This window comes from Mycobacterium sp. IS-1496, assembly GCF_001499995.1.
GTDB lineage: Bacteria > Actinomycetota > Actinomycetes > Mycobacteriales > Mycobacteriaceae > Mycobacterium.
The window spans coordinates 40,932-61,148 of the sequence record NZ_LQIU01000075.1 but is presented as its reverse complement, the minus strand read 5'-3'; the positions used below and the strand labels follow the sequence as shown (position 1 = coordinate 61,148).

At 68.0% G+C, this 20,217-nt stretch carries 24 protein-coding genes, 1 tRNA gene and 1 pseudogene; 12 read left to right on the top strand and 14 right to left on the bottom strand.

Annotation, left to right across the window (positions count from 1 at the left end; all coding sequences use genetic code 11):
* Positions 1-92 precede the first annotated feature (92 nt).
* The 4 genes from AU195_RS26075 (at position 93) to AU195_RS23740 (ending at position 1,639) form a co-directional block, all read left to right on the top strand.
* The gene (locus AU195_RS26075) at positions 93-368 is read left to right on the top strand and encodes a hypothetical protein (protein WP_059161460.1); all 276 of its coding nucleotides are present in this window, start codon (positions 93-95) and stop codon (positions 366-368) included.
* A 265-nt stretch (positions 369-633) separates the two neighbouring features.
* Positions 634-840 (top strand): excalibur calcium-binding domain-containing protein, encoded by a 207-nt coding sequence (locus AU195_RS25515; protein ID WP_286149468.1) that lies wholly within the window; start codon positions 634-636, stop codon positions 838-840.
* A gap of 200 nt (positions 841-1,040) precedes the next feature.
* Positions 1,041-1,274, top strand: coding sequence for a PASTA domain-containing protein (locus AU195_RS25510; RefSeq protein WP_082703197.1), 234 nt, complete (start codon positions 1,041-1,043; stop codon positions 1,272-1,274).
* Between the two features lie 8 nt (positions 1,275-1,282).
* The gene (locus tag AU195_RS23740) at positions 1,283-1,639 is read left to right on the top strand and encodes a DUF732 domain-containing protein (RefSeq protein ID WP_059161459.1); all 357 of its coding nucleotides are present in this window, start codon (positions 1,283-1,285) and stop codon (positions 1,637-1,639) included.
* Between the two features lie 79 nt (positions 1,640-1,718).
* Here the strand turns inward: AU195_RS23740 and AU195_RS25845 are convergent, their stop codons facing one another.
* Together AU195_RS25845 and AU195_RS26420 are read right to left on the bottom strand one after the other, a co-directional pair.
* Positions 1,719-2,129, bottom strand: coding sequence for a DUF2510 domain-containing protein (locus AU195_RS25845; protein ID WP_172800704.1), 411 nt, complete (start codon positions 2,127-2,129; stop codon positions 1,719-1,721).
* 145 nt (positions 2,130-2,274) lie between these two features.
* On the bottom strand, positions 2,275-2,502 hold the full coding sequence (locus AU195_RS26420; protein WP_059161457.1) for a tyrosine-type recombinase/integrase: 228 nt from the start codon (positions 2,500-2,502) through the stop codon (positions 2,275-2,277).
* 887 nt (positions 2,503-3,389) lie between these two features.
* On the opposite strand from AU195_RS26420, the gene AU195_RS23725 reads away from it, so the two are divergent.
* Both AU195_RS23725 and AU195_RS25500 read left to right on the top strand, forming a co-directional pair.
* A complete protein-coding gene (locus AU195_RS23725; protein ID WP_059161456.1) occupies positions 3,390-4,598 on the top strand; it encodes a Fic family protein in 1,209 nt (402 codons plus the stop codon).
* A gap of 240 nt (positions 4,599-4,838) precedes the next feature.
* Positions 4,839-5,000 (top strand): annotated as a pseudogene (locus tag AU195_RS25500) (antitoxin MazE-like protein); the annotation flags it as partial.
* A 393-nt stretch (positions 5,001-5,393) separates the two neighbouring features.
* Here AU195_RS25500 and AU195_RS23715 read toward each other — a convergent pair.
* The 3 genes from AU195_RS23715 to pgm form a co-directional block, all read right to left on the bottom strand.
* A tRNA-Ala gene (locus AU195_RS23715) sits at positions 5,394-5,466 on the bottom strand.
* A gap of 56 nt (positions 5,467-5,522) precedes the next feature.
* Positions 5,523-6,791 (bottom strand): MFS transporter, encoded by a 1,269-nt coding sequence (locus AU195_RS23710; protein ID WP_059161454.1) that lies wholly within the window; start codon positions 6,789-6,791, stop codon positions 5,523-5,525.
* Positions 6,788-8,422, bottom strand: a complete 1,635-nt coding sequence (pgm, locus tag AU195_RS23705; RefSeq protein ID WP_059161453.1) for a phosphoglucomutase (alpha-D-glucose-1,6-bisphosphate-dependent) — start codon at positions 8,420-8,422, stop codon at positions 6,788-6,790. The genes AU195_RS23710 and pgm overlap by 4 nt, the downstream gene beginning before the upstream one ends.
* 71 nt (positions 8,423-8,493) lie before the next feature.
* Between pgm and crcB (AU195_RS23700) the strand changes: the two genes are divergently transcribed.
* The 3 genes from crcB (AU195_RS23700) to AU195_RS23690 are packed head-to-tail and all read left to right on the top strand — an operon-like array spanning position 8,494 to position 10,267.
* Positions 8,494-8,892, top strand: coding sequence for a fluoride efflux transporter CrcB (gene crcB, locus AU195_RS23700; protein ID WP_059161452.1), 399 nt, complete (start codon positions 8,494-8,496; stop codon positions 8,890-8,892).
* Positions 8,889-9,248 (top strand): fluoride efflux transporter CrcB, encoded by a 360-nt coding sequence (crcB, locus tag AU195_RS23695; protein ID WP_059161451.1) that lies wholly within the window; start codon positions 8,889-8,891, stop codon positions 9,246-9,248. Before crcB (AU195_RS23700) ends, crcB (AU195_RS23695) begins: the two co-directional genes overlap by 4 nt.
* Positions 9,245-10,267, top strand: coding sequence for a DUF190 domain-containing protein (locus tag AU195_RS23690; RefSeq protein WP_059161450.1), 1,023 nt, complete (start codon positions 9,245-9,247; stop codon positions 10,265-10,267). Before crcB (AU195_RS23695) ends, AU195_RS23690 begins: the two co-directional genes overlap by 4 nt.
* Before the next feature lie 12 nt (positions 10,268-10,279).
* Here the strand turns inward: AU195_RS23690 and AU195_RS23685 are convergent, their stop codons facing one another.
* Entirely contained in the window at positions 10,280-10,918 is a 639-nt protein-coding gene (locus AU195_RS23685) for a GNAT family N-acetyltransferase (protein ID WP_059161449.1), read from the bottom strand.
* Between the two features lie 46 nt (positions 10,919-10,964).
* Positions 10,965-11,339 (bottom strand): hypothetical protein, encoded by a 375-nt coding sequence (locus AU195_RS23680; protein ID WP_502687384.1) that lies wholly within the window; start codon positions 11,337-11,339, stop codon positions 10,965-10,967.
* Between the two features lie 99 nt (positions 11,340-11,438).
* Here AU195_RS23680 and AU195_RS23675 point away from each other — a divergent pair, with 99 nt between their 5' ends.
* Positions 11,439-11,648 carry a hypothetical protein gene (locus AU195_RS23675; RefSeq protein WP_059161447.1) on the top strand — a complete coding sequence of 70 codons (210 nt, stop codon included), beginning with the start codon at positions 11,439-11,441 and terminating at the stop codon, positions 11,646-11,648.
* The gene (locus tag AU195_RS23670; RefSeq protein ID WP_059161562.1) at positions 11,648-12,181 is read left to right on the top strand and encodes a YbaK/EbsC family protein; all 534 of its coding nucleotides are present in this window, start codon (positions 11,648-11,650) and stop codon (positions 12,179-12,181) included. The genes AU195_RS23675 and AU195_RS23670 overlap by 1 nt, the downstream gene beginning before the upstream one ends.
* Here the strand turns inward: AU195_RS23670 and AU195_RS23665 are convergent.
* Together AU195_RS23665 and AU195_RS23660 are read right to left on the bottom strand one after the other, a co-directional pair.
* Entirely contained in the window at positions 12,178-12,876 is a 699-nt protein-coding gene (locus tag AU195_RS23665) for an Ntn hydrolase family protein (RefSeq protein ID WP_059161446.1), read from the bottom strand. The genes AU195_RS23670 and AU195_RS23665 overlap by 4 nt on opposite strands.
* A 12-nt stretch (positions 12,877-12,888) precedes the next feature.
* Positions 12,889-14,313 (bottom strand): cytochrome P450, encoded by a 1,425-nt coding sequence (locus tag AU195_RS23660; RefSeq protein ID WP_059161445.1) that lies wholly within the window; start codon positions 14,311-14,313, stop codon positions 12,889-12,891.
* A gap of 198 nt (positions 14,314-14,511) precedes the next feature.
* Here AU195_RS23660 and AU195_RS23655 point away from each other — a divergent pair, with 198 nt between their 5' ends.
* Entirely contained in the window at positions 14,512-15,150 is a 639-nt protein-coding gene (locus tag AU195_RS23655; RefSeq protein WP_157531243.1) for a vWA domain-containing protein, read from the top strand.
* A 30-nt stretch (positions 15,151-15,180) separates the two neighbouring features.
* Here the strand turns inward: AU195_RS23655 and AU195_RS23650 are convergent, their stop codons facing one another.
* The 5 genes from AU195_RS23650 to AU195_RS23630 form a co-directional block, all read right to left on the bottom strand.
* The gene (locus AU195_RS23650) at positions 15,181-15,939 is read right to left on the bottom strand and encodes a YwaF family protein (protein ID WP_502687383.1); all 759 of its coding nucleotides are present in this window, start codon (positions 15,937-15,939) and stop codon (positions 15,181-15,183) included.
* Positions 15,940-16,096: 157 nt separating this feature from the next.
* Positions 16,097-16,387 (bottom strand): hypothetical protein, encoded by a 291-nt coding sequence (locus AU195_RS23645; protein WP_059161444.1) that lies wholly within the window; start codon positions 16,385-16,387, stop codon positions 16,097-16,099.
* Between the two features lie 31 nt (positions 16,388-16,418).
* Positions 16,419-16,802 carry a heme-binding protein gene (locus AU195_RS23640; RefSeq protein WP_059161443.1) on the bottom strand — a complete coding sequence of 128 codons (384 nt, stop codon included), beginning with the start codon at positions 16,800-16,802 and terminating at the stop codon, positions 16,419-16,421.
* Positions 16,803-16,954: 152 nt separating this feature from the next.
* Positions 16,955-18,601, bottom strand: coding sequence for an FAD-dependent oxidoreductase (locus AU195_RS23635; protein ID WP_059161442.1), 1,647 nt, complete (start codon positions 18,599-18,601; stop codon positions 16,955-16,957).
* A 116-nt stretch (positions 18,602-18,717) separates the two neighbouring features.
* Positions 18,718-20,121 carry a selenium-binding protein SBP56-related protein gene (locus AU195_RS23630; protein WP_082703186.1) on the bottom strand — a complete coding sequence of 468 codons (1,404 nt, stop codon included), beginning with the start codon at positions 20,119-20,121 and terminating at the stop codon, positions 18,718-18,720.
* Between the last annotated feature and the right edge of the window lie 96 nt (positions 20,122-20,217).

Here is a 20,217-nt window from a genome sequence, read left to right as displayed (position 1 = left end):
CCGCCCAGCCAAGGCCGCCCGCGGCTGTCACGCTGCCAAGTCGCAGTGGAAGCGTCTTCGTCAGAACGCGATCCGGCAAGACCGTCTGTCAGGTGACCGCTGGCGACGTCGCGTGCAGTATCGACTTCATCAGACCCACACCAATTCTGAGCGGCCTACCCGCCACCGGTATCAGTGTCACCGCACGAGGCGACTGGGAATGGCTAGTCAGAGATCCGGGCGATCCCGACTTCGAGACCCTCGACTACAGGACCACCTACCGCGCGCTCGGGTGGACCGTCGCCTCAGCGAGTGATGGCACCACGTTCACCAACGACGCGACCGGGCACGGGATGACGGTGAGCGTTGAGGGCTTTACACCGTTCTGAGTGAGAACCGGTGGTCTGGCAGCAGCGTCCAACCTGTATGCGACATCGACGTCACTGACTCCGACTACGACTGATCGCTGCGGTGCGCGCGGCATGCCGGGAGGCTGGCATGCCCTGTCCCCGGTCGACGGTGCTCGATGAGCGCAACCAGAACTGCCCGTAGCTGACGTATTTCGCAAACGGTACAGGCCACTTGTGATGCGACCCACTTTCTGGTTACGCTCGCATTCTCAGGTGACTCTCAGGTCGCCAAAAAGCCGTCTACGTGGGGGAACACTTGATCCGCATCCTGATTTGCGCTGCCGCAATTATCGCGGGCGCGCTCGGCGCCGCACCCGTTGCGACCGCTCAGCAATACTTCGCAAACTGCACACAGGCACGGGAAGCCGGTTACTCGAACATCCCTCAGAGCGACCCGCACTATTGGCCCGCCGGGGATCGTGATCAGGACGGTATCGCGTGCGAAGGCTGAACTGGGCAGTCGGCGCCACAGCGGCAGCACTGTCTCTCACAGCATGCGGCGGCGGCTCATCGACACCGGAGACTGTCACGGTCACTAGTCCTGCCGAGGTAATACAGTCGCCCGCCGTGGCTGCGCCATCGTCGTCCTCCGCCCGGCCTGTAAACCCTGCGCCGGCGGCGCCAGCGGCGCCTGCCGCGGACTCCTGGGTGATGCCGAACCTCATCGGGCAGAGCTTGCAAGATGCGCAGGACACGCTCCAGTCCGTCACAGGCAATCCGCTATTCGTAAGCACATCAACCGATTTGACAGGCAAAGGCCGCAACCAGATGATGGATGCCAACTGGCAGGTATGCATCTCGACGCCACCGCCCGGAGCGACTTTCACTAAGGGGATGGGCGTTGATTTTGGGGTCGTCCGTATCGACGTGGAGCAATGCCCGTGACGCCTCGCGTGACGGCGAAGATCGCTGCGCTGCTGGCGACAACTGCTGTCGCGTCCGTGGCGCTCGCTGCGCCAGCAACAGCTGACGAAGCCAGCTATCTCGCCAGCCTCAGGAACCGCGGCGTGTACGGCGTATCGACGTCCACCGCGCTCGAAGTCGGCCACTTCTATTGCTCTCAACTACGGCAGGGCCGCCGCTACAACGCCGTGTACTCAGACATCCTCGACTACGTGGGAATAAGGCTCGGCCAGCCGCACGGAACCGTGGGCAATCTCATGGGCGCAGCGTGGAACAACCTATGCCCAGAGTTCGGAAAGCTAGCGCGCAGCACCGATTTGGAATACATCGCGCCCAGGTATCGCTAGCTTCCACCGGGCGACGCTTAGACCTGACCGTAGCCATGAATTGTCGAAGGCCTAACCCGCCTAACCCAGGGACGTAGCCCTAGCGTCCCTCGAGATTGTCGACGCAAACGTCGACGAACACATCAAAACCCTCTGAGGAATCGCTGTAACCGTTGTGCCGCCACGCGGCCTCGCATTCCTTTCGAGCTTCGCTCTTCCATGGCTCTGCCATCGCGATCAAGGTGGTTATCACGATCACCAACACGACCGAGCCGACTAGCAAAAGCGCTCTGCGGGTGTCATCCATGGCGTTCCAGGTAGGCAGCCAACGCTCGTAGTACCAAGCGGGCGCCTTCCCTGACGGCCTTGCCGGTTGCGGAATCGATCTTGCCGTGGCTGGCTGCCCCTGGGTCTCGATGCGTTGCCGACGACCGTGCCACCGCACGCCGTCCCAATAGACCTCGGCTTTAGCGTCGTTCGGATCGGGATACCACCCCGCCTTTTGAGACAAGAGACTCCCCCTTCGAGCTGTCAGCAATTCTCGCGAGCGTATCGCGGCGGAGTTTACGGGTGACGGCTCTTTCAGCGCTCCACGCCCAGCAAAATGCCCGTAGCGGCCATCACGATCGCGCACGCGATTTGTCCGAATCGGCAGCTCATGTCGTGACGGAACGGTGATCCGCCGGCGAGGGTGACCCCAGCACGGCGCCGATCGCGTTCGCGGCGGCTTGGGCGCTGCGCCGGTCCAGGTGCCCGTAGACGCCGACCGTTGCTTGGATCGACTCGTGGCCGAAGTGCTGCTGCACGACGGGCAGCGGGATGCCGGCCTGAATGAGCCACGACGCGCAGGTGTGTCGAAGGGCGTAAATCCGCGGCTGGTTCATCAGCCCGTCGGCCGTGGCGTGTCAGGGCCGGGCGCCAGACGCGAGGGTTGAAGCCGTGGATGCGGGCTGGGCCGCCGGCGCGGTTGACGAACAGCCACTCGTGGGTGAAGTCGAGCTTGTCAAGCACTGACGTCGGCATGTTGATAGTGCGCACCGACTTGCGGGTCTTCGGCACGCCGATCTGGTAGCCGCCGTCTTCTCCCGTCTCCCACGCACGGCTTACCCGCACGGTGCCCTCGGTGCGGTCGACGCCGGCCGGCTTGAGTGCGGTGGCCTCCGACCACCGGCAGCCGGAGGCGACGAGGAACTCGACCAGCGGACGCCAGTGCTCGGTGAGCGCGGCGTGCAGGAGATCTAGAATTCAGTGCGGTAGAGGAACACCATCTCCTTGCGGTCCCACCGCGGCAGCCGGTTGCCGTCGCACGGGTTGGAGTCGATGTGGCCTATCTTCACCGCGGCGTCGAGCGCGCCGGCGAGGTACCCGTGCTTGTTGGCGATCGTCTTGCCCGAGGCCCCGGTGTGCCTTCGCGGGGCCCAGCTTGGACGAGGTCCTCGAACCTTGGCGCCTCGGCGTGGTCGTCGAACGGCACCGATGTCTCGCGGCCGCTATGGCGAAACCGCACTTGGGAATAGATAGAGCCGTCCTTGCGGCGGCGGAACCCAACCGACATGGCCGGATTGTATGTGGAGCGACCGACGTGGACCGGACGGGAACCGCGATACGTAGGCCGGTGACCTGCGTGAATGGGTGGAGCTAAGGGGATTCGAACCCCTGACCCCCACACTGCCAGGACCGGGCAGTGGTCCGCGAACATCCAGCCGTCACATGATGCTAGCGGGCGCACGATAGCATCACTTAAAGCACGAAGTGATGCTATCTTCGATGTGTGGCATCAGCCGAGGAGGGCACCGCGCTCACGTACGAGACATTGACGTGGGACGCGCCCGTCGAGGCCGGTTACGGACTCGCGGACCTGCGGGCGGCGCAGCGGCAAGCCGGAGAGTACGAGGCCGCGATCCCGGCCTCCATCGCCGAACTCGCGGTGTCGCTTCCTGCGGCGGTCCTGGCCGACGCTGAAGAAGCGAGCAATGAGATCACGCGTTTCGACGCTGAGCTCGGCGACGAGATCGCGCCCTTCGCCGCCGTCTTGCTGCGATCGGAGTCCGCGGCGAGTTCGAACATCGAAAACCTGACCGCCTCCGCCCGCGCGATCGCTGAAGCCGAAGCCCTCGGCGACACCAGCCGGCGCAATGCCGCCCTGATCGTGAGCAACACCGAAGCCATGAAGGCTGCCGTCGCGCTGGCCGACCGACTCGACGACAACGCGATCCTGGCTATGCACGCCGCCCTGATGCACCACAGCGACCCTGCCTCCGCCGGAAACTGGCGCACTGAACAGGTTTGGATCGGCGGTGGGAATTTCGGCCCCCGCGGCGCCGACTACATCGCGCCTCAACACACCCGCGTGCCCGGCGCGATCGAGGATCTCCTCGCCTTCACCCGTCGCGCCGATGTGCCCAGCCTCCCCCAGATCGCCATCGCCCACGCACAGTTCGAGACCATCCATCCCTTCGCCGACGGCAACGGCCGGACCGGCCGCGCACTTATCCAAGCGATGCTGCGCCACAAGCGACTCACTCGCCAGATCACCGTCCCGGTCTCGGCCGGGCTCCTCACCGACACCGATGCCTACTTCGGCGCCCTCGGCTCCTATCGCGACGGTGATCCCGCACCCATGGTCGAGCGGCTCTCGGAAGCGTCGCTGCTCGCGGTCGCGAACGGGCGCCGACTGGTCACCGACCTCAGATCAATTCGCGAAGAGTGGGATACAAGGATCGCTGCCCGACGGGACTCAGCTGTTCATCGCGTCGCCGACCTGCTCATCCAGCACCCGGTCTTCAACGCGCAACTTCTTCAGCGTGAACTCGGCATAACGACCGGGAACGCTCGCCGATATGTCGACCCGTTGACCGCCGCCGGAATAATCGTCGAGTTCACCGACCGCGCCCGCAACAGAGCCTGGCGCGCACCAGAAGTCCTCAGCGCGCTCGACGCGTTCGCCGCGCGAGCCGGGCGACGCAGCCAGTCCTGTTAAGCCGGTCAACCTGCAAACGCTGGATATGCAACCGGCCTATCACGATGCCGCCGTCTGTACCCGACAACTCCTGCAGCGCAATGCGTTTCAGAGCTCAACGGAGACGGACGATCGGCGCCCGATCCGGTCGATTCCGACTCATTCTTGGTGAATAAACGGCAACAGCTGGGCCGCTCAGCGCAAACTTTCGCGCGGAGACGCCTCGGTGGCGCACCCGGGCGTTACACCTAGCAGGAGGGTTTGGCTCCCGCCCGTGACCGCCTACGCCGACATTGCGAACGGCAGGGGCTCCGGCCGATACAGATCTGGGTCCCGAACGTCAGCTCCCCAGAGTTCGGCCGGGAAGTCCCCTGGCAGTCTGCGTTGGTCCCTGCCGGCGAACACGAGGTCGATGAATACGCCTCGTCGACGGCCACCCTGCTCTTCACGATGGGCGTGCAGCCCGCCACCGTTCAGCGGATCTTTCGCCACAGTTCGATCACCGTGACCACGGGAACCTACGTCGAAGTGATCGAGGCGGTACAGCGGTACGCACTCGACTCGATGGGGACGTTGTTCCCCACCGCCGTCGACGCGACCGGCTCCTTCTGACGGACCGATCACCACCCCCACCGAGAGGCTTCGTCTGCAGCGCCGGCGCGGCCGGACATCGGGCGACCCGGAGCCCGACCCGGACCTCGACCTCCCATGCCGCGGCCCCGTGGGGGCGGTGGCCGGCGGCGCTAGGTTCACCGTGGTTACACCCGCTGACGAGGAAACCCGCCCCGACCAATGGCCGAAGCGGGTTTCTGAGAGTGGAGCTAAGGGGATTCGAACCCCTGACCCCCACACTGCCAGTGTGGTGCGCTACCAACTGCGCCATAGCCCCGTGAAGTTGTGCTCACCGAAGTTACACCACGACAGGTGGCCACTCAAAATCGCTGGTCACGGCACTTCGCCGCCGGCCTCCGGTCCGAGCGGTCGGGCTTGGGTGTGCTCGGTGGACGACCGTGGCCGGGTCTCCGGTGCGAAGATCCAGCCCACCGCGGCCACGCCGAGGATGACGCCGCTGATCAGGAAGGCCCACGCGAACGAGGTGTACTGGGCGATCAGGCCGACCAGCAGCGAGCCGCCGATCGAGCCCAGATCGGCCATCATCTGGAACGTCGCGACCGCGGTTCCGCCGCGCGACTTGTTGCCCACCACGTCGGCCACCGCGGCCTGCTGCGGTGACACGAACACGCCGGTGGCCGCACCGGCGACGTAGGCGGCCGCCAGGAACACCGGCATCGATTCGGTGAATCCCACCAGTGCGGTGGACAGCGCCGCCAACGCCAGCCCGAAGATCAGCAGCTTGCGGCGCCCGAGCCGGTCCGAGAGGTACCCGCTGGGGATGACGACGGAAATGTTGCCGACCGCGAACGCGGTCAGCGCCAGACCGGCCGCGCCCGGGCCGCGGCCCAGCACTTCCACGACGAACAGCGGCACCAGCGCGATGCGCAGACCGAACGAGGCCCAACCCGTCGCGAAGTTGGAGAACAACGCCGCCTGGTACGCGCGGTGCCGGATCACTGCCCGGAACGGCACCGGCGTTCCGGGCCCGTCGTCCGCCTGGCCGACCACCACGGACTTGCGCAGGCTGATGAACACGACGGCGGCGGCGACCAGCAGGGCCGCCCCGTAGATGACGAACGGCGCCGACAACCCCAAACCCGCGGTCAGACTTCCGAGGATCGGGCCGCCCACCGAGCCGACCATGAACCCTGACGAGAACAGGCCGGCGACACGCCCCCGTGCATCGGGAGGCGATATCCGGATCATCAGCCCCAGCGACGACACCGTGAACATCGCCGATCCGATTCCACCCAGCGAGCGGAACAACAGGAGCTGCCAATAGGTTTCGGCGAATGCGCACGCCGCGGTCGACAGCGCCACGATGATCAGGCCACTGACGTAGACCCGCCTCTCCCCCAACCGCTGCACGAACAGCCCGGCCGCCGGCGCCCCGACCAGACGCATCACCGCGAAGGCGGTGATGACGAACGTCGCGGCGCTGATGCTGACGCCGAAGTGCCGGGCGTACTGCGGCAGCACCGGGGCCACCACCCCGTAGCCGAGCGCTACGACGACATTGGCGACGACCAGGACCCAGACTTCACGGGGCAGCCGCTGTTTGGTGGCCTGCGGACACTCGCCCTCCGTCCGCGAGCTCACGAAATGACCGCCGCCACCACTTCACGCGCCGCCTCCTGCACCTCGGCGAGGTGCTCGGGCCCCTTGAAGGATTCCGCGTAGATCTTGTAGACGTCCTCGGTGCCCGAGGGGCGGGCAGCGAACCAGGCGTTCTCGGTGGTCACCTTCAGCCCGCCCAGCGGCGCGTTGTTGCCGGGTGCCGCCGTCAGCTTCGCCGTGATCGGCTCGCCGGCCAGTTCGGTGGCCGTGACCTGCTCGGGTGACAGCTTCGCCAGCCGCGCCTTCTGCTCACGGTCGGCCGGCGCATCGATGCGCGCATAGGTCGGGGCACCGTACTTCTCGGCGAGTTCGCCGTACCGCTGCGACGGTGTCGAACCGGTCACCGCGAGGATCTCCGAGGCCAGTAGCGCCAGGATGATCCCGTCCTTGTCGGTCGTCCACACCGTGCCGTCGGTGCGCAGGAACGACGCCCCGGCACTCTCCTCACCGCCGAATCCGATTGTGCCGCCGATCAATCCGTCGACGAACCATTTGAAGCCGACCGGCACCTCCTGCAACGTGCGGCCCAGGCCGGCGACCACGCGGTCGATGATCGACGAGCTCACCGCGGTCTTGCCCACCGCAGTCGACGACGACCAGTCGGGCCGGTGGGTGAACAGGTAGTCGATCGCCACCGCGAGGTAGTGGTTCGGATTCATCAACCCGCCGTCGGGGGTGACGATGCCGTGCCGGTCGGAGTCGGCGTCGTTGCCGGTGGCGATCTGGTAGTCGCCGATCCGGCCGATCAACCCGGCCATGGCGTTGGGCGAACTGCAGTCCATGCGGATCTTGCCGTCCCCGTCGAGGGTCATGAACCGCCACGTCGCGTCCACCAGTGGATTGACCACGGTGAGGTTCAGATCGTGCCGTTCGGCGATCGCGCCCCAGTAGTCGACGCTGGCGCCGCCGAGCGGGTCGGCGCCGATGCGCACCCCTTCGGCGCGGATCGCGTGGAGGTCGACGACGCGGGGCAGGTCCGCGACGTAGGCATCGAGGTAGTCGTGGCGCTGCGCGGTCTGCAACGCCCGGGCCAGCGGCACCCGTTTCACCTCACGCAGACCGTCACGCAGGATCTCGTTCGCCCGTTTCGCGATCGCCCCGGTGGCGTCGGTGTCCGCGGGCCCGCCGTTGGGCGGGTTGTACTTGAACCCGCCGTCGCGTGGCGGATTGTGCGACGGGGTGACGACGATCCCGTCGGCGAGGCCGGAATCACGGCCCTGGTTGAAGCTCAGGATGGCGTGGCTGACGGCGGGGGTGGGCGTGTAGCGGCCCGCCGAATCGACCATCGCCACAACATCATTGGCGGCGAGCACCTCGAGCGCCGACGTCCACGCCGGCTCCGAGAGCGCGTGGGTGTCGCGGCCGATGAACAGGGGACCCGTGGTGCCCTGGGCGGCGCGGTACTCGACGATCGCCTGGGTGGTCGCCAGGATGTGGGCCTCGTTGAACGCCGCGTCCAGGCTCGAACCGCGGTGCCCGGAGGTGCCGAACGCCACCTGCTGGGCGACGTCCTCGGGGTCGGGGTGCACGGCGTAGTACGCCGTCACGACCTGCGCGACGTCGATGAGGTCTTCGGGTTGCGCCGGCTGCCCGGCGCGGGGATTGGCCGCCATGATCTCGATTCTGCTCCCTTGCGACGTGGCGCTGTCCGACGGCTGGAGGTATTCCCGCCATACTCTCGGTCATGCCCCGTTTCGATGGCCGGGAACTGGCCGCGGTTTTCGTCGGCGGAGCGCTGGGCACGCTGGCGCGGGCGGGGTTCGAGGAACTCGCCGCACCCGACCCGGGCCGGTGGCCGTGGCCGACGTTCACGGTCAACATCGTGGGCGCCTTCCTGCTCGGCTACTTCACCACCCGGTTGCTCGAACGACTGCCGGTGTCCAGCTACCGCCGCCCACTGTTGGGCACCGGTCTGTGCGGCGGTCTGACGACGTTCTCGACGATGCAGGTCGAGACGGTGCGCATGCTCGAACACGGCCACCACGGACTGGCCGCCGGCTACACCGCCGCCAGCCTGGCGGCCGGTCTGGTCGCGGTCGTCATCGCCACCGCCCTGGTGAGACGGGCCCGCATCCGCCGATGATGGTGTGGGCGGGAGTGATGCTCCTCGGCGGAGCGGGTGCGGTGTGCCGTTTCCTGCTCGACCGTGCGGTCACGTCGGCGGTCGGGCGCCCATTTCCGTTCGGCACCGCGGCGGTCAACGTCAGCGGGGCGTTCCTCCTCGGATTCCTCGGCGGGCTAGCGCTGAGCCCGCATCTGGCCCTGCTGATGGGCACGGCGTTCATCGGCTCCTACACGACCTTCTCGACGTGGATGCTGGAGACCCACCGCCTGGCCGAGGAGCGCCGCGGCTGGCCGGCCGCCGCCAACGTGGTGGGTAGCGTCGTCCTGGGCGTGGCGGCCGCCGCGGCGGGCCTGTGGTTCGGGAGCCTGCTGTGAGCGGTGACCTGGCGAAGGTGACGGCGTACTTCGGCGAACGGCAGCGCAGCGCGGACCGGTTCACCGCCGACGCGCTGCTCGACCTGTACGGCGCCGCGTCGGTGGCCACCAGCATCGTGATCCGCGGTATCGCGGGGTTCGGACCGCGGCACGACCTGCGCAGCGATGTCACGCTGACGGGGTCCGAAGATCCGCCCATCGCGATCGTCGCGGTCGACCGCTCCGCGAAGATGCGCGAGCTCGCCGCACAGGCGACCGGTCTGGTCTCCCGCGGGCTGATCACCCGGGAATCCGTGCACTCGGCGGACGGGCCGGTGCCGAGCGGACCGTTGACCCGGTTGACGGTCTACGTGCGCCGGGGGCAGCGGATCTCGGGCGTGCTCGCCTACGCCGCCGTGTGTGACACGCTGCGCGGCCACGGTTTTCACTCCGCGACGGCGTATCTGGGGGTGGACGGCACCGCGCACGGGCAGCGACACCGTGCCGCGTTCTTCAGCCGCAACGTCGACGTGCCCGCGATGGTCGTCGGGATGGGGCAGACCGCGCGGGCGGTGGAGGCTATCGAGGTCCTGCGCGCGACGCCGGGCCTGCAGATGCTGACCGTCGAGGCGGTGAACACCTCCACGCTCGACGGCACGCTGATGGCGCCGCCGTCGGACGGCGCGCATCCCCACGCGCACCGGAAGCTGACCCTGCAGACCCGTGCGTCGGCGAAGCACGACGGCGTGCCCGTGCACCGCGACCTGATCACCCGGCTGCGCAAGCTGCACTCGAGCGCGGGGGCCACCGTGTTCCGGGGCGTCTGGGGCTTCCAGGGTGGCGAGGCGCCGCTCACGGACAGCCTGCTGCGCGTCGAGCGACACGTTCCGGTCACCACGATCGTCGTCGACACCGCGGAGCGGATCGCGGCCTGCGCCGCGGTGGTCGACGAGGTCACCGCCCGCCGTGGCGTGGTCACTGTCGAGTCGGTGCCCGGCGCGGTGTGGGTCGACGACGGCGTTCGCCGGGGCGCGCTGTGACGCCGACAGTGACTAGGAGGCGGCCGTCGCGGGCGCGTCCTGCGGCGTGCGCGGGAGCGCATACAGCGCCATCCGGCGGTTGGCCATATCGTGTTCGCCTAGGAACGTGCACCCGCCTGCCTCACACACCCGCCGGGCCGCGGTGTTGCGGTGGTCGGGATCGAACATGATGCGCCGACACCGCGGTTCGGCCTCGAACAGGCTCGCCACCACCCGCGGCAGCAGCGAGGGCGCCAGACCCCGGTTGACGAAGTCCAGGTCGGCGATCGCCACGTGTATGCCGATGTCGTACGGGTCGGCGGCATACCGGGGCGCGATCGAATCCTTGGCCGCGCGGTACAGCTCGAGGTAGGCGATGTCGACGCCGTCGACGCTGCCGATGACCGGACGCGAGTACTCGCCGCCGAGCTGCGCCTGCAGGTGGCGGCGCCACTGCTCCGGCGGCCACGGGTACTCCCACGCCGCGACGAGGTGGGGCCGGTTCATCCACTGCGAGATCATCGCCGCGTCGCGGGCGGGGTCGGCGTGGCGCAGCGCGTAGGGCTCAGACAGGGCGGGCAACGGCGGGGCGGGCACGGCGCGCACGTCGTCGGAGACGGCGGTCAATTGCCGGGCCAGGACCGGTGTGAGCGCCTCGTCGATCTCGGTCATTTGAGCAGCGAGCCTACCCGAGGGACTGAGGGTAGGTTTACCTACGTCAGACCGCGAGCAGCAGCACACCGGCCGTGAGCAGCGCCACCACCTTGACGACCTCGAACCCGACGTAGACGACGTGCGCGTGCGATCGTGGCCCCTCCGCTCCGGCGAGCACCGCGTCGGACCGCCGGCTCAGGCGCGGACGGACCAGGAGCACCTGCACGACCAGGCACACCAGGGCCACCGCTGCGGCGACGGCGACGCCCACCGGGGGCCGGTGCGCGACGAACGCCGCGATCACGGCGGCGGCGAGTGCGGCCTCGCTGAGGTTGAGCGCACGGAACACCAATCGGCCGATGCCCAGCCCGAGCTGGAGGGTCACACCCGGCGCCCGGAACTTCAGCGGCGCCTCGAGAAACGAGATGGCGAGCACCATCCCCAACCACACGAAGATCGCGGCGACCGCCACAGCCCAGGCTGCGTCCACGGTGCGAGCCTATGTCAGGGCCGAAACGCCCCGTGGGATGGTGGAGACATGACCGAGCGGGACCGGGTCGAGGAGCTTCAGCGCTGGGAGGACAGCGGTGCGGTGTGGACCGTCGTGTCGCGGTCAGCAGATCGGGTCACCGTCGCGCTGCTGCGGTGCGACGGTGGCGAGGAGGTCGACAGGTTCGTCTCCTCAGACCCGGATCTGCTGCGTTTCGTCGGCGACCGGAGCGACAGCCTCGAGTCAGGGCCGCTGTGATGCGTTTGGGTGACCTGGAATTCACCCCGATCGACGACGCGCTCGACCTGGTCGCCGAGCCGGTGCGGCACGAGGTGCGGCACCGCGGCGCACAGGGGTTGTGGGTGAGCGCGATCGATCCCGGGTTGGCGGATACGGCCGAGTTCTGCGCGCACTACGGGATAGCGCTGGAGCAGTCGGCCAACTGCGTCGTGGTGGAAGCCAAACGCGCCGAACGGGTCTGGTACGCCGCGTGTCTGGTGTTGGCGACCACGCGAGCCGACGTCAACGGCATCGTGCGCAAGCGGCTCGACGCCCGCAAGATCTCCTTTGCCCCCACGGAGGTTGCGGTGTCTCTCAGCGGGATGGAGTACGGCGGCATCACTCCGGTGGGCCTGCCGGACGGGTGGCCGATCCTCATCGACGAACAGGTACTCACCCAGCCCCAGGTGGTGATCGGCAGCGGAGTGCGGGCGTCGAAGATCCTGGCCGAACCCGGCAGGCTCGCAGCGCTGCCGCGCGCCGAGGTGCTGCCGCTCGTCAAGACCGGTTAGTCGAACAGCCCGTCGAGGACGCGGCGTTCGAGATCCTCCCACCGCCGGACACGGTCGCGGACCTCCGCCACCTCGTCGTCCGACAGATGCTCAGCCCCCTCAGCGGTGATGCGGCAGATGTCCATCGGCCCCCCGACCGTGGGCGAACTCTCGTCGAGAGCGTCGAGGACGCGCAGCGCCGCGACCACGCCGTAATGGACGGGCCGCTCGGACATCCGGAAATTGGCCAGCAGCGCCCGCGCCTGCTGAGCCATCGGCGCACCGCTGCCCACCGCGTGGAAACCGGTCTCCTCGTAATGCCCGATCAGACCGTGCGGATCGATGTCGACGATGAACGGTTCACCGTTGGAGTACCCGGCGGCCAGCACATACGTCGCGGGTGTTGCGCCGCTGTCCGATTCGCCGGGCACCTTCTCGATGAAGTTCTCGTAATGGTGCTGGAGCACGGGCACCACCCGCGCCTGCAGCGCCCGCCCGACGTCCTGGGCTTCGACGATCGTCTCGGGCTGCGCGTCGAACAGCCGCTCCAGATCGAAGAGCACCGCACGCGACCCACTGCCGCCCCACGCCGCGCGCTTCCCGAGGCCGTGCAGCTTCTGGGCCGGGTACGTCAAGCCACGGGCGGGTTCGGTGATCTGGGAGTCGGCGCCGAGCACGATTCCGTCGGCACAGCGCAGTGCGATGACGACCGTCATGGGGTGATGCTCTCAGGTCCGGCGGTGCACGCGGGCCCATATGGGACCGGCGGCCACGGTGGTGTAGGGGGTCTCGAGTGGGAAATCGTCGTCCACCGAGTGGATTTCGTGGCCGCGGATCAGCGTGGCCAGCGCGAGCGTCGCCTCCAGCATCGCGAAGTGCTGACCGATGCAGGCGCGTGGTCCGCCTGCGAACGGGATGAACTGCCAGCGGTCCCGGTCTTTCACGTTCTGCGGGCTGAACCGCTCCGGGTCGAAATCCAGAGGGCGGTCCCACAGCGCGGGGTCCCGGTGGACGGCATAGATCCCGATGCCGACCAGGCTGCCCGCCTCGACGCGGTATCCGTCGACCTCGACGTCACGCAGCGCCAGCCGGCCGACGCCCGCGGCCGGCGGGCACAGCCGAAGCGACTCGTTGAGCACCTGCACGGTGTATCCGAGCCGGCCGACGTCGTCCGGGGTGAGCAGGCGGTCACCGACCGCGCGGGCCTCGGCGGCGACCCGGTCCTGCACGTCCGGGTGGTGGCCGAGCGCCCACAGCGCGTAGGTCAGCAGCGTCGCGGTGGTGTCGTGCCCGGCCAGCATGAAGACCAGCAGTTCGTTGCAGATGTCGTCGTCGGACAGCGCGCGACCGGTCTCCGGATCCGAGGCGTTGATCAGCGCATGGACCAGTGGCGCATCCCGGGTCGGGTCCGCGCGGCAGGCCTGCAGGATGTCCTGTGTGACCCCCTTCATGGTCGCGACCGCGGCATTGGCGCGGCGGCGCTGCGGTGTGGGCAGCCAACGGGGCGCCCGCACGGGTTTCAGCGCGCGGTCGGCGGCGTAGCCCGCTGCGACGGGCAACGGACCCGCGATCACGTCGGCCTTCGCGTCGAGGTCCAATCCGAGGATGGACCGGCCCAGTGAGCGCATCGTCAGCCGACGACACTCGTCGTCGAGGTTCACCCGCGCGGTCTCGCCCCAGCCCTCCCCGACCATCTGCGCCGCCCGGGACATGTGCCCGCCGAAACCGCGCACGCTGGGCTTGGTGAACACGGGCTGCAGCGCCCGGCGACGCGGCACCCACGGATCGTTGGGCAGGACGAACAGGCTCTCACCACCGAGGTCGCGGACCTCGTCGTGCACACGGCACCGTTCGGCCGAGTCGTGATTGCGGCCGAGGACGTCGCGGATCCCGGCCGGTGAGGTCACCACGACGATCTGCGGGATCATCCACTTCGGGCCGAGTTTGAGCCGGATCACCGGCCCCGCAGCCCGGCGAAGCACTTCCTGGCCGGTGTGGAAGTTGCGCACCAAGGGCAGCAACTGCCGGTACGGCAGCGGGTTCTTCGGCGCCAGGGGCAGCGCTTGGAGGTCGAGGTCGATGTCAGTCACAACCCGTCCATCATCGCGTGCGGACCCGTCCGCGCGCGACCCAGGTGAGCGCGAACGGCGCATTCCGACCCCCGACTTCGCGGCATCAACGCAGCTCAGACGGTATAATCGGGATGTACGTGGGGTTCCCCGTACACGATCGTCGCGGGCCCGCCGGCCCGCGACGCCGGCGGCGAAATCAATCATCCAGGCGTCTGTGGGCGCCCGCGATGTGCTGCGCGCCGACCAAGCCGGAAAACCGCACAACGTTCAGGAGAACCCGTGCCGAATCCGAACACGACACTGATCGCCGCACTGCTCGACCGGTCCGGCTCGATGGCGACCTCCAAGGAGGCCACCGAGGACGGCTGGCGTGAGCTCATCGCCGAGCAGCGCCTCCAGCCCGGCCGGTGTGACGTCACACTGGCCCAGTTCGACACCCACTACGAACGGCTCTACTCCGCGACCCCCATCGACGAGGTACCGGAGTTCGTGGTGGAACCGCGCGGGAGGACCGCGCTGCTCGACGCCGTGGGCACCTTCGTCACCGAGGTCGGGCAGGAGCTCTCGGCGATCCCAGAACCGCGGCGACCGGGCCAGGTGATCTGCCTGATCATGACCGACGGGATGGAGAACGCGAGCCGCGAATGGAATTGGGACGCCGTCCGGCGGTTGGTCACGCAGCAACAGGAGCAGTGGAACTGGACGTTCATCTTCCTCGGCGCCAACATGGACGCGGTCACGGTCGGTGGCCGGATGGGCGTCGCGGATACGACGTCGATCACCTATGACGATTCCGACTACGACTCGACGATGGCGGTGACCAGAGTCGCCCGGGAAATGGTGTCGAACATCCGCAACGGCAGGCACGTCGGATTCTCCGACGACGACCGCAGGGCCGCGATGGGCGAGACGACGTAGCGGGGCCGGCGGGCCTCGGTGGGCGAAGCGTCAGTTCACCGAGGCCGTCGCTCCACTGGCGTTCGCGCGCAACCTCTTCCGCTCCCACGGCCACGTCATCAACGCCCACACGGCGATGACGACGGCGATCTCGGCGACCAGGTACACCGGCCACGGGCCGAGGACGTCGAGCACCGATGCGGTCGGCGGCTTGGCGTTCAGATAGCCGTAGTTGGTTCCCGCGATCGCGTTGAACGTCAACGTGAACGCCACCCACCCCAGGGTCACGACGACCGCGAACCGGTAGTCGGCCCAGCGCGGTCGCATCCCGCGCCCCCAGGTGAGATAGACCGCGGCCCACACGACGAGCACGTGAAGGGCGAAGAACGTCACGAACAGGTGGTGGGGGAAGTCCGGTGCGCCTTCGGTCGGGGTGCCGATGTCCGGAGTGAGCAGGGCCTGCGAGCTGAGCACCAGCCCCCAGAAGTAGGTGAGCACGAACGCCCGATGCCGCTGCGACCACAGGGCGTAGGCCGCCGTCAGCTCCGCGATGTCGCACAACTGCAGCGGCACGGAGGTGGCCAGGTCGGGCCGGATGAGCTTGTAGACGAGCGCCGTGAGGAACGCGGCCAGGATCAGGACGGCGAGCACTCGCCCGACCAGAAGCGCCTGCGCTTCGTTCATTCGCCGCCCGTACCGCACCAGCAGCGCGGCCCCGACGACGAACACGATGAGCACGGTCAGATGGGAAGGGCCGTAGGCCGAGAACTCACGTTGCGCTGCGATCAACTCCACCACGGTGTCGATCATTGCAGGCGGTCCGACGATTCCCGTCGAACGGGCGATTCCGCTCATCGGTCCACCGACAAGGGCCACCCGTCAGGAGCGTCGTTGCGCGACGATCGAACCGCGTGCCGTGGTGGGTCGGCAGTCGACGCGCTGATCAAACCGGCCGACGAGGTCGGCCCTAATTGCACCCGCCCGCGTTGACCCATCTGCCGTTGTAGCTGACGCACCCCGAGACGTTCGGCGGGGGCGGTGGGTCGTAGGGCATGGGCGCGTAGTACGCCGGCGGCGGAACATAGGGCGCGACCGCGTCGGCGATGTTGGCGCACCCGCTCACCGAGACTCGGCGGCCGACGCTGGCACACACGTCGGCGTCGGCGACGCCGGGCGTGTGCACCACGACTACGCCGGGGATCGCCGCGAACGCCACGACAGCGGCCGCCGCCACGGTAATTCTCCGTGTCCACGTCATCGTTTCACTCCTCAGTGCGCGGTGTGGGACGTCACGGCGGACCGAGAGGCCCCGCCGCGGGAGCATCGCAGCGATTCCGCAGGTCGGTCAGGGGCTGACGGATTCCGTTGATCTCCATCTCGACCTGGCGGTTGGCGGTCATGTAGTCCTGCACCCTGCCGCGGATCTCCTCGTTGGGCAGCCCCCGAAGGCTGGTGAAGAAGTTGTTGACCTCCGGATGCGTGAACAGATAATTGCCCATCGCCGTCCCCACCACACCCGACACCTGGGCCAGATCGGCTGCAGTGCAACCAGGTGCCGGTGGTGGAGGCGGCGGCGCAGGCTGAGCGGACGCCAGCCCGGTGGCTCCGATGATCATCGCACCCACGCCCAGAACGCCCAGCGCATTTCGTATCCCACCGCTCGACCGCAACATCGTCGACTCCCTCATTGCGCGTCCGAAACTGATGACACCGTAACCACTGTGTGTAGGCAGACGGCCCGAATACGCGAATCAACCGCGTGGGTTCGAAGGAAACGTTTTTGATGGCAACGGTTTTAGAGCGCATGAAGAAGCTCTCAACAGCGTCACGAGCGCTGAAGGTAGCGATGCACCATCGCGATGGACACTCCGCCCTCACCCACTGACGCGGCCACCCGCTTCACGGATCCAGACCGAATGTCGCCCACCGCGAAGATGCCGGGAACGCTGGTCTCCAACGCGAACGGTTCTCGCTCGGGTCGCGTTGACTCCGACGCGATCGCATCGCGGCCCGTCAACACGAACCCGTGTTCGTCGCGCGCGACCTCCGCGGGAAGCCAACCGCTCGACGCTTCCGCCCCGATGAGAACGAACAGCGCCCCAGCCTCCCGACCGGTCGTGGTGCCGGCCCGCCGGTCGACGACGTCGATGGCCTCGAGCCGCTGGTCGCCGTGGACCGCCACGACCTCCGACCGCGTCTCGACGCGGATGTTCGCCTTGGTCGCGATCTGCTCGATCAGGTACTGCGACATGCTCTCCGTGAGCGATTCGCCTCGCGCCAGAATCGTCACCGAGCGAGCGTGATTCGCGAAGAAGATCGCGGCCTGGCCCGCCGAGTTGCCCGCACCGACGAGATACACGTCGGTGCCCTGCGCGAGTGCGGCGTCGCTGCGGGCCGCACCGTAGTAGACGCCGGAGCCGACGAGTCGGTTGATCGAGTCGATGCCGAGGCGCCGCCAGTCGACACCCATCGCCAGGATGATCGCCCTGGCACGCACCCTGTCGTCGCCGTCGAGTTCGACGGTGAGCTCCGTCGGGTCGATCGCCTCCACCCGGCGCGTCACCACGATCTCCGCGCCCAGCCTCTTGGCCTGCTGAAGCGCGCGCCGGGCGAGGTCGTCGCCGGAGACGCCGAACGGGAAGCCTGTGTAGTTCTCGATCCGGGTCGACGTACCCGCTTGCCCGCCCGGGGCGAACGACTCGATCAGCACCGTCCGCAGGCCCTCGGAGGCGGCGTTCACCGCCGCCGTGAGGCCGGCGGGACCGCCGCCCACGACCACCACGTCATAATCGGTACGACTGGGTGTGACCGTGAGTCCGGCCAGGGTGGCGACGGCGCGCATCGTCGGGGATACCACCCGGGTACCGTCGCGCAGCACCACCACCGGGTACGGGCCGGGCACCGGTCCGCCGTCGTGGGTGTGCGCGGTGACGGCGGGGTCGTCCGGATCGAGCCGTTGGTACGGAATCTGGTTGCGATGCAAGAAGCTGTCGCAACCGTGGACTCCAGGGTCAACGCGAGGGCCGACGATGGTCAGCTGCGGCTCGGGTGCGCGGGCGGTGGCGGTCCTGAGCATCTCCATGCGTTTCACCGCGGCGGCCCCGACTGTGGCGGCGACGTCCGGCGCCATGGCGGCCAGCGTGTGGTAGACCTCCACGGTCATCTTGAGTACACGCGACGGCGCGACTGCGCGCATGCTGGCGGGCAGCGGTGTGCCGAGTGTCATGGGCACCTCGCCGCCGACTTCACCCGGAATGCGTACGCCTATCACCTGCTCGGCGCCGTTGAGGACTTTCGTCAACTCCGTCTTGCCCTCCACCACGATCGCCAGGAAACGCCCTTCGCCCTCGTGGGCCACGTACTCCCCGGCAACCAGGTGGACGTCTTCGACGGCGCCCGCGATGTACTCGAGCTCCTTGTCTCCGAGTGCGGAGAAGAGCGGGATCGAGACCAACTCATCGATGGTGAACATGACTGCCTCCTCAGTGTGTCCCGGGCACGTGCTTTGCGTGCGGTTCGGAACACCTGTGCAGAACTGTTCACCGGCGGCGTCTGCGGCACATGGGGCAACCGCCTCATGTTGGAGGATCAGCTTGTGTAACAGTACGAATCGCTGGACGCGTCGCCGCCCTGGAGGCGGGTCTGGTGCACGCGCAACCCGCGGAAGTCGTCACCGTGCGGGAAGAACCGGTTGTCGGGCAGCAGGCCGCCTGCCGCGGTGTCGGCGTCGAATTTGGCCATCCACGCACCGACCCCGTCGGGGTAGACCGCGTCGTCCCACGCCGCATACAGCGAATTGGTCACGTACACCCGTCGGCCGTCGCGACTGATCTCCACCATCTGCGGCCCACCGCCGAGCGCTGTGTCGGGCTCAGCCGGATGCGGCTCACGCCGCACGATCCCGCCGAGCCGCACCGAGGCGGTCTCCCGGGGATGGAACGGGTCGCTCACGTCGTACTGCTTCAACTCGCCTGTTCCCCAACAGGATACGTACAACCACTGATCGTCGACCGACAGATCGATGTCCGTCACCAAGGGCGGTGCGGCGCCGAAGGGCTTGAACAACGGGGGCAGGTCGGCCTCGTCGGCGGGTTCGGCCGGGATCGTGATGACCTTGTCGACCGACCATTGCGCACCGTCTCTGTGCCACAACCACACCGAAGCCGACAGGTCCTCGACGCTGATCACGGTGTCGACGAAACCCCACGCCTTCGACGGGTCGTGGGCGGGCCTGAGCTCCAGCACCATCTGATGCTGATCGCCGAGGTCGACCCGCTGCGTGAGGGTCCGCTCCGTCATGCTCCAGAAGTTCAGATGGTGGCCGAATCTGCGGCCCAGCAGGTCCTCCGGATCGATGCCGTTCTCGACCATCGAGGGGCTGGCCCATTCCGACGTGATCACGGTGTCGTGCTTCAGGTGCCACCACACGTCGTACGCCAACGACTGGGACCCCCGGTCCCGCTCCCACGGACCGAGCACGTCGAAGGTGTCGTGGTCGATCAGTGCCACGCCGCCGGGTCCCTCTTCGCCGTTCGCCCCGCCCAACGCCGACATGAAGATGCCGTCCGGTCCGCAGTGCACGGTGTGCGGGCGCGAGTATCCGGCCTTGGCGGCGAGTTCACCCGCGTCGATGGTGTGCGTGAGCACGGGGTGGCACGGGTCCGGCCCGGTGTCGAGCACATAGACCGCCGACGAACGGATCGCGGGGACGAGCAGATAGCGCCGCTCCAAATGCCCGGCGTGCCCCTCGTGACACAGCGCGCTCGAACAGGCGTTCCACCCGAAGTGGTGCAATTCGTTGCCGGTCGTCGGAAGCTCCGACCACCCGACCACCTCACCGTAGGTCGGTGAGTCGGGCCGGCAGTCCAGCACGGCCAGCGCATCGTTGCTCCGGGCCGTCGGATCGAAGGCGGCGACATAGGCGAGCTGTTCGGGTGCCGCGGCGACGGCGGCGCTCGGGCTGCGGTAGAAGGTGGCATCGAGTGTGGGCATGGCTCCTCCTCGGCTCATGCCCGTCAGCCCGGTCGATGCGACGGGCAGGTGATTCGATCATTCGCCGCGGATGCCGCGCTGTCCATCCCCCGGGAA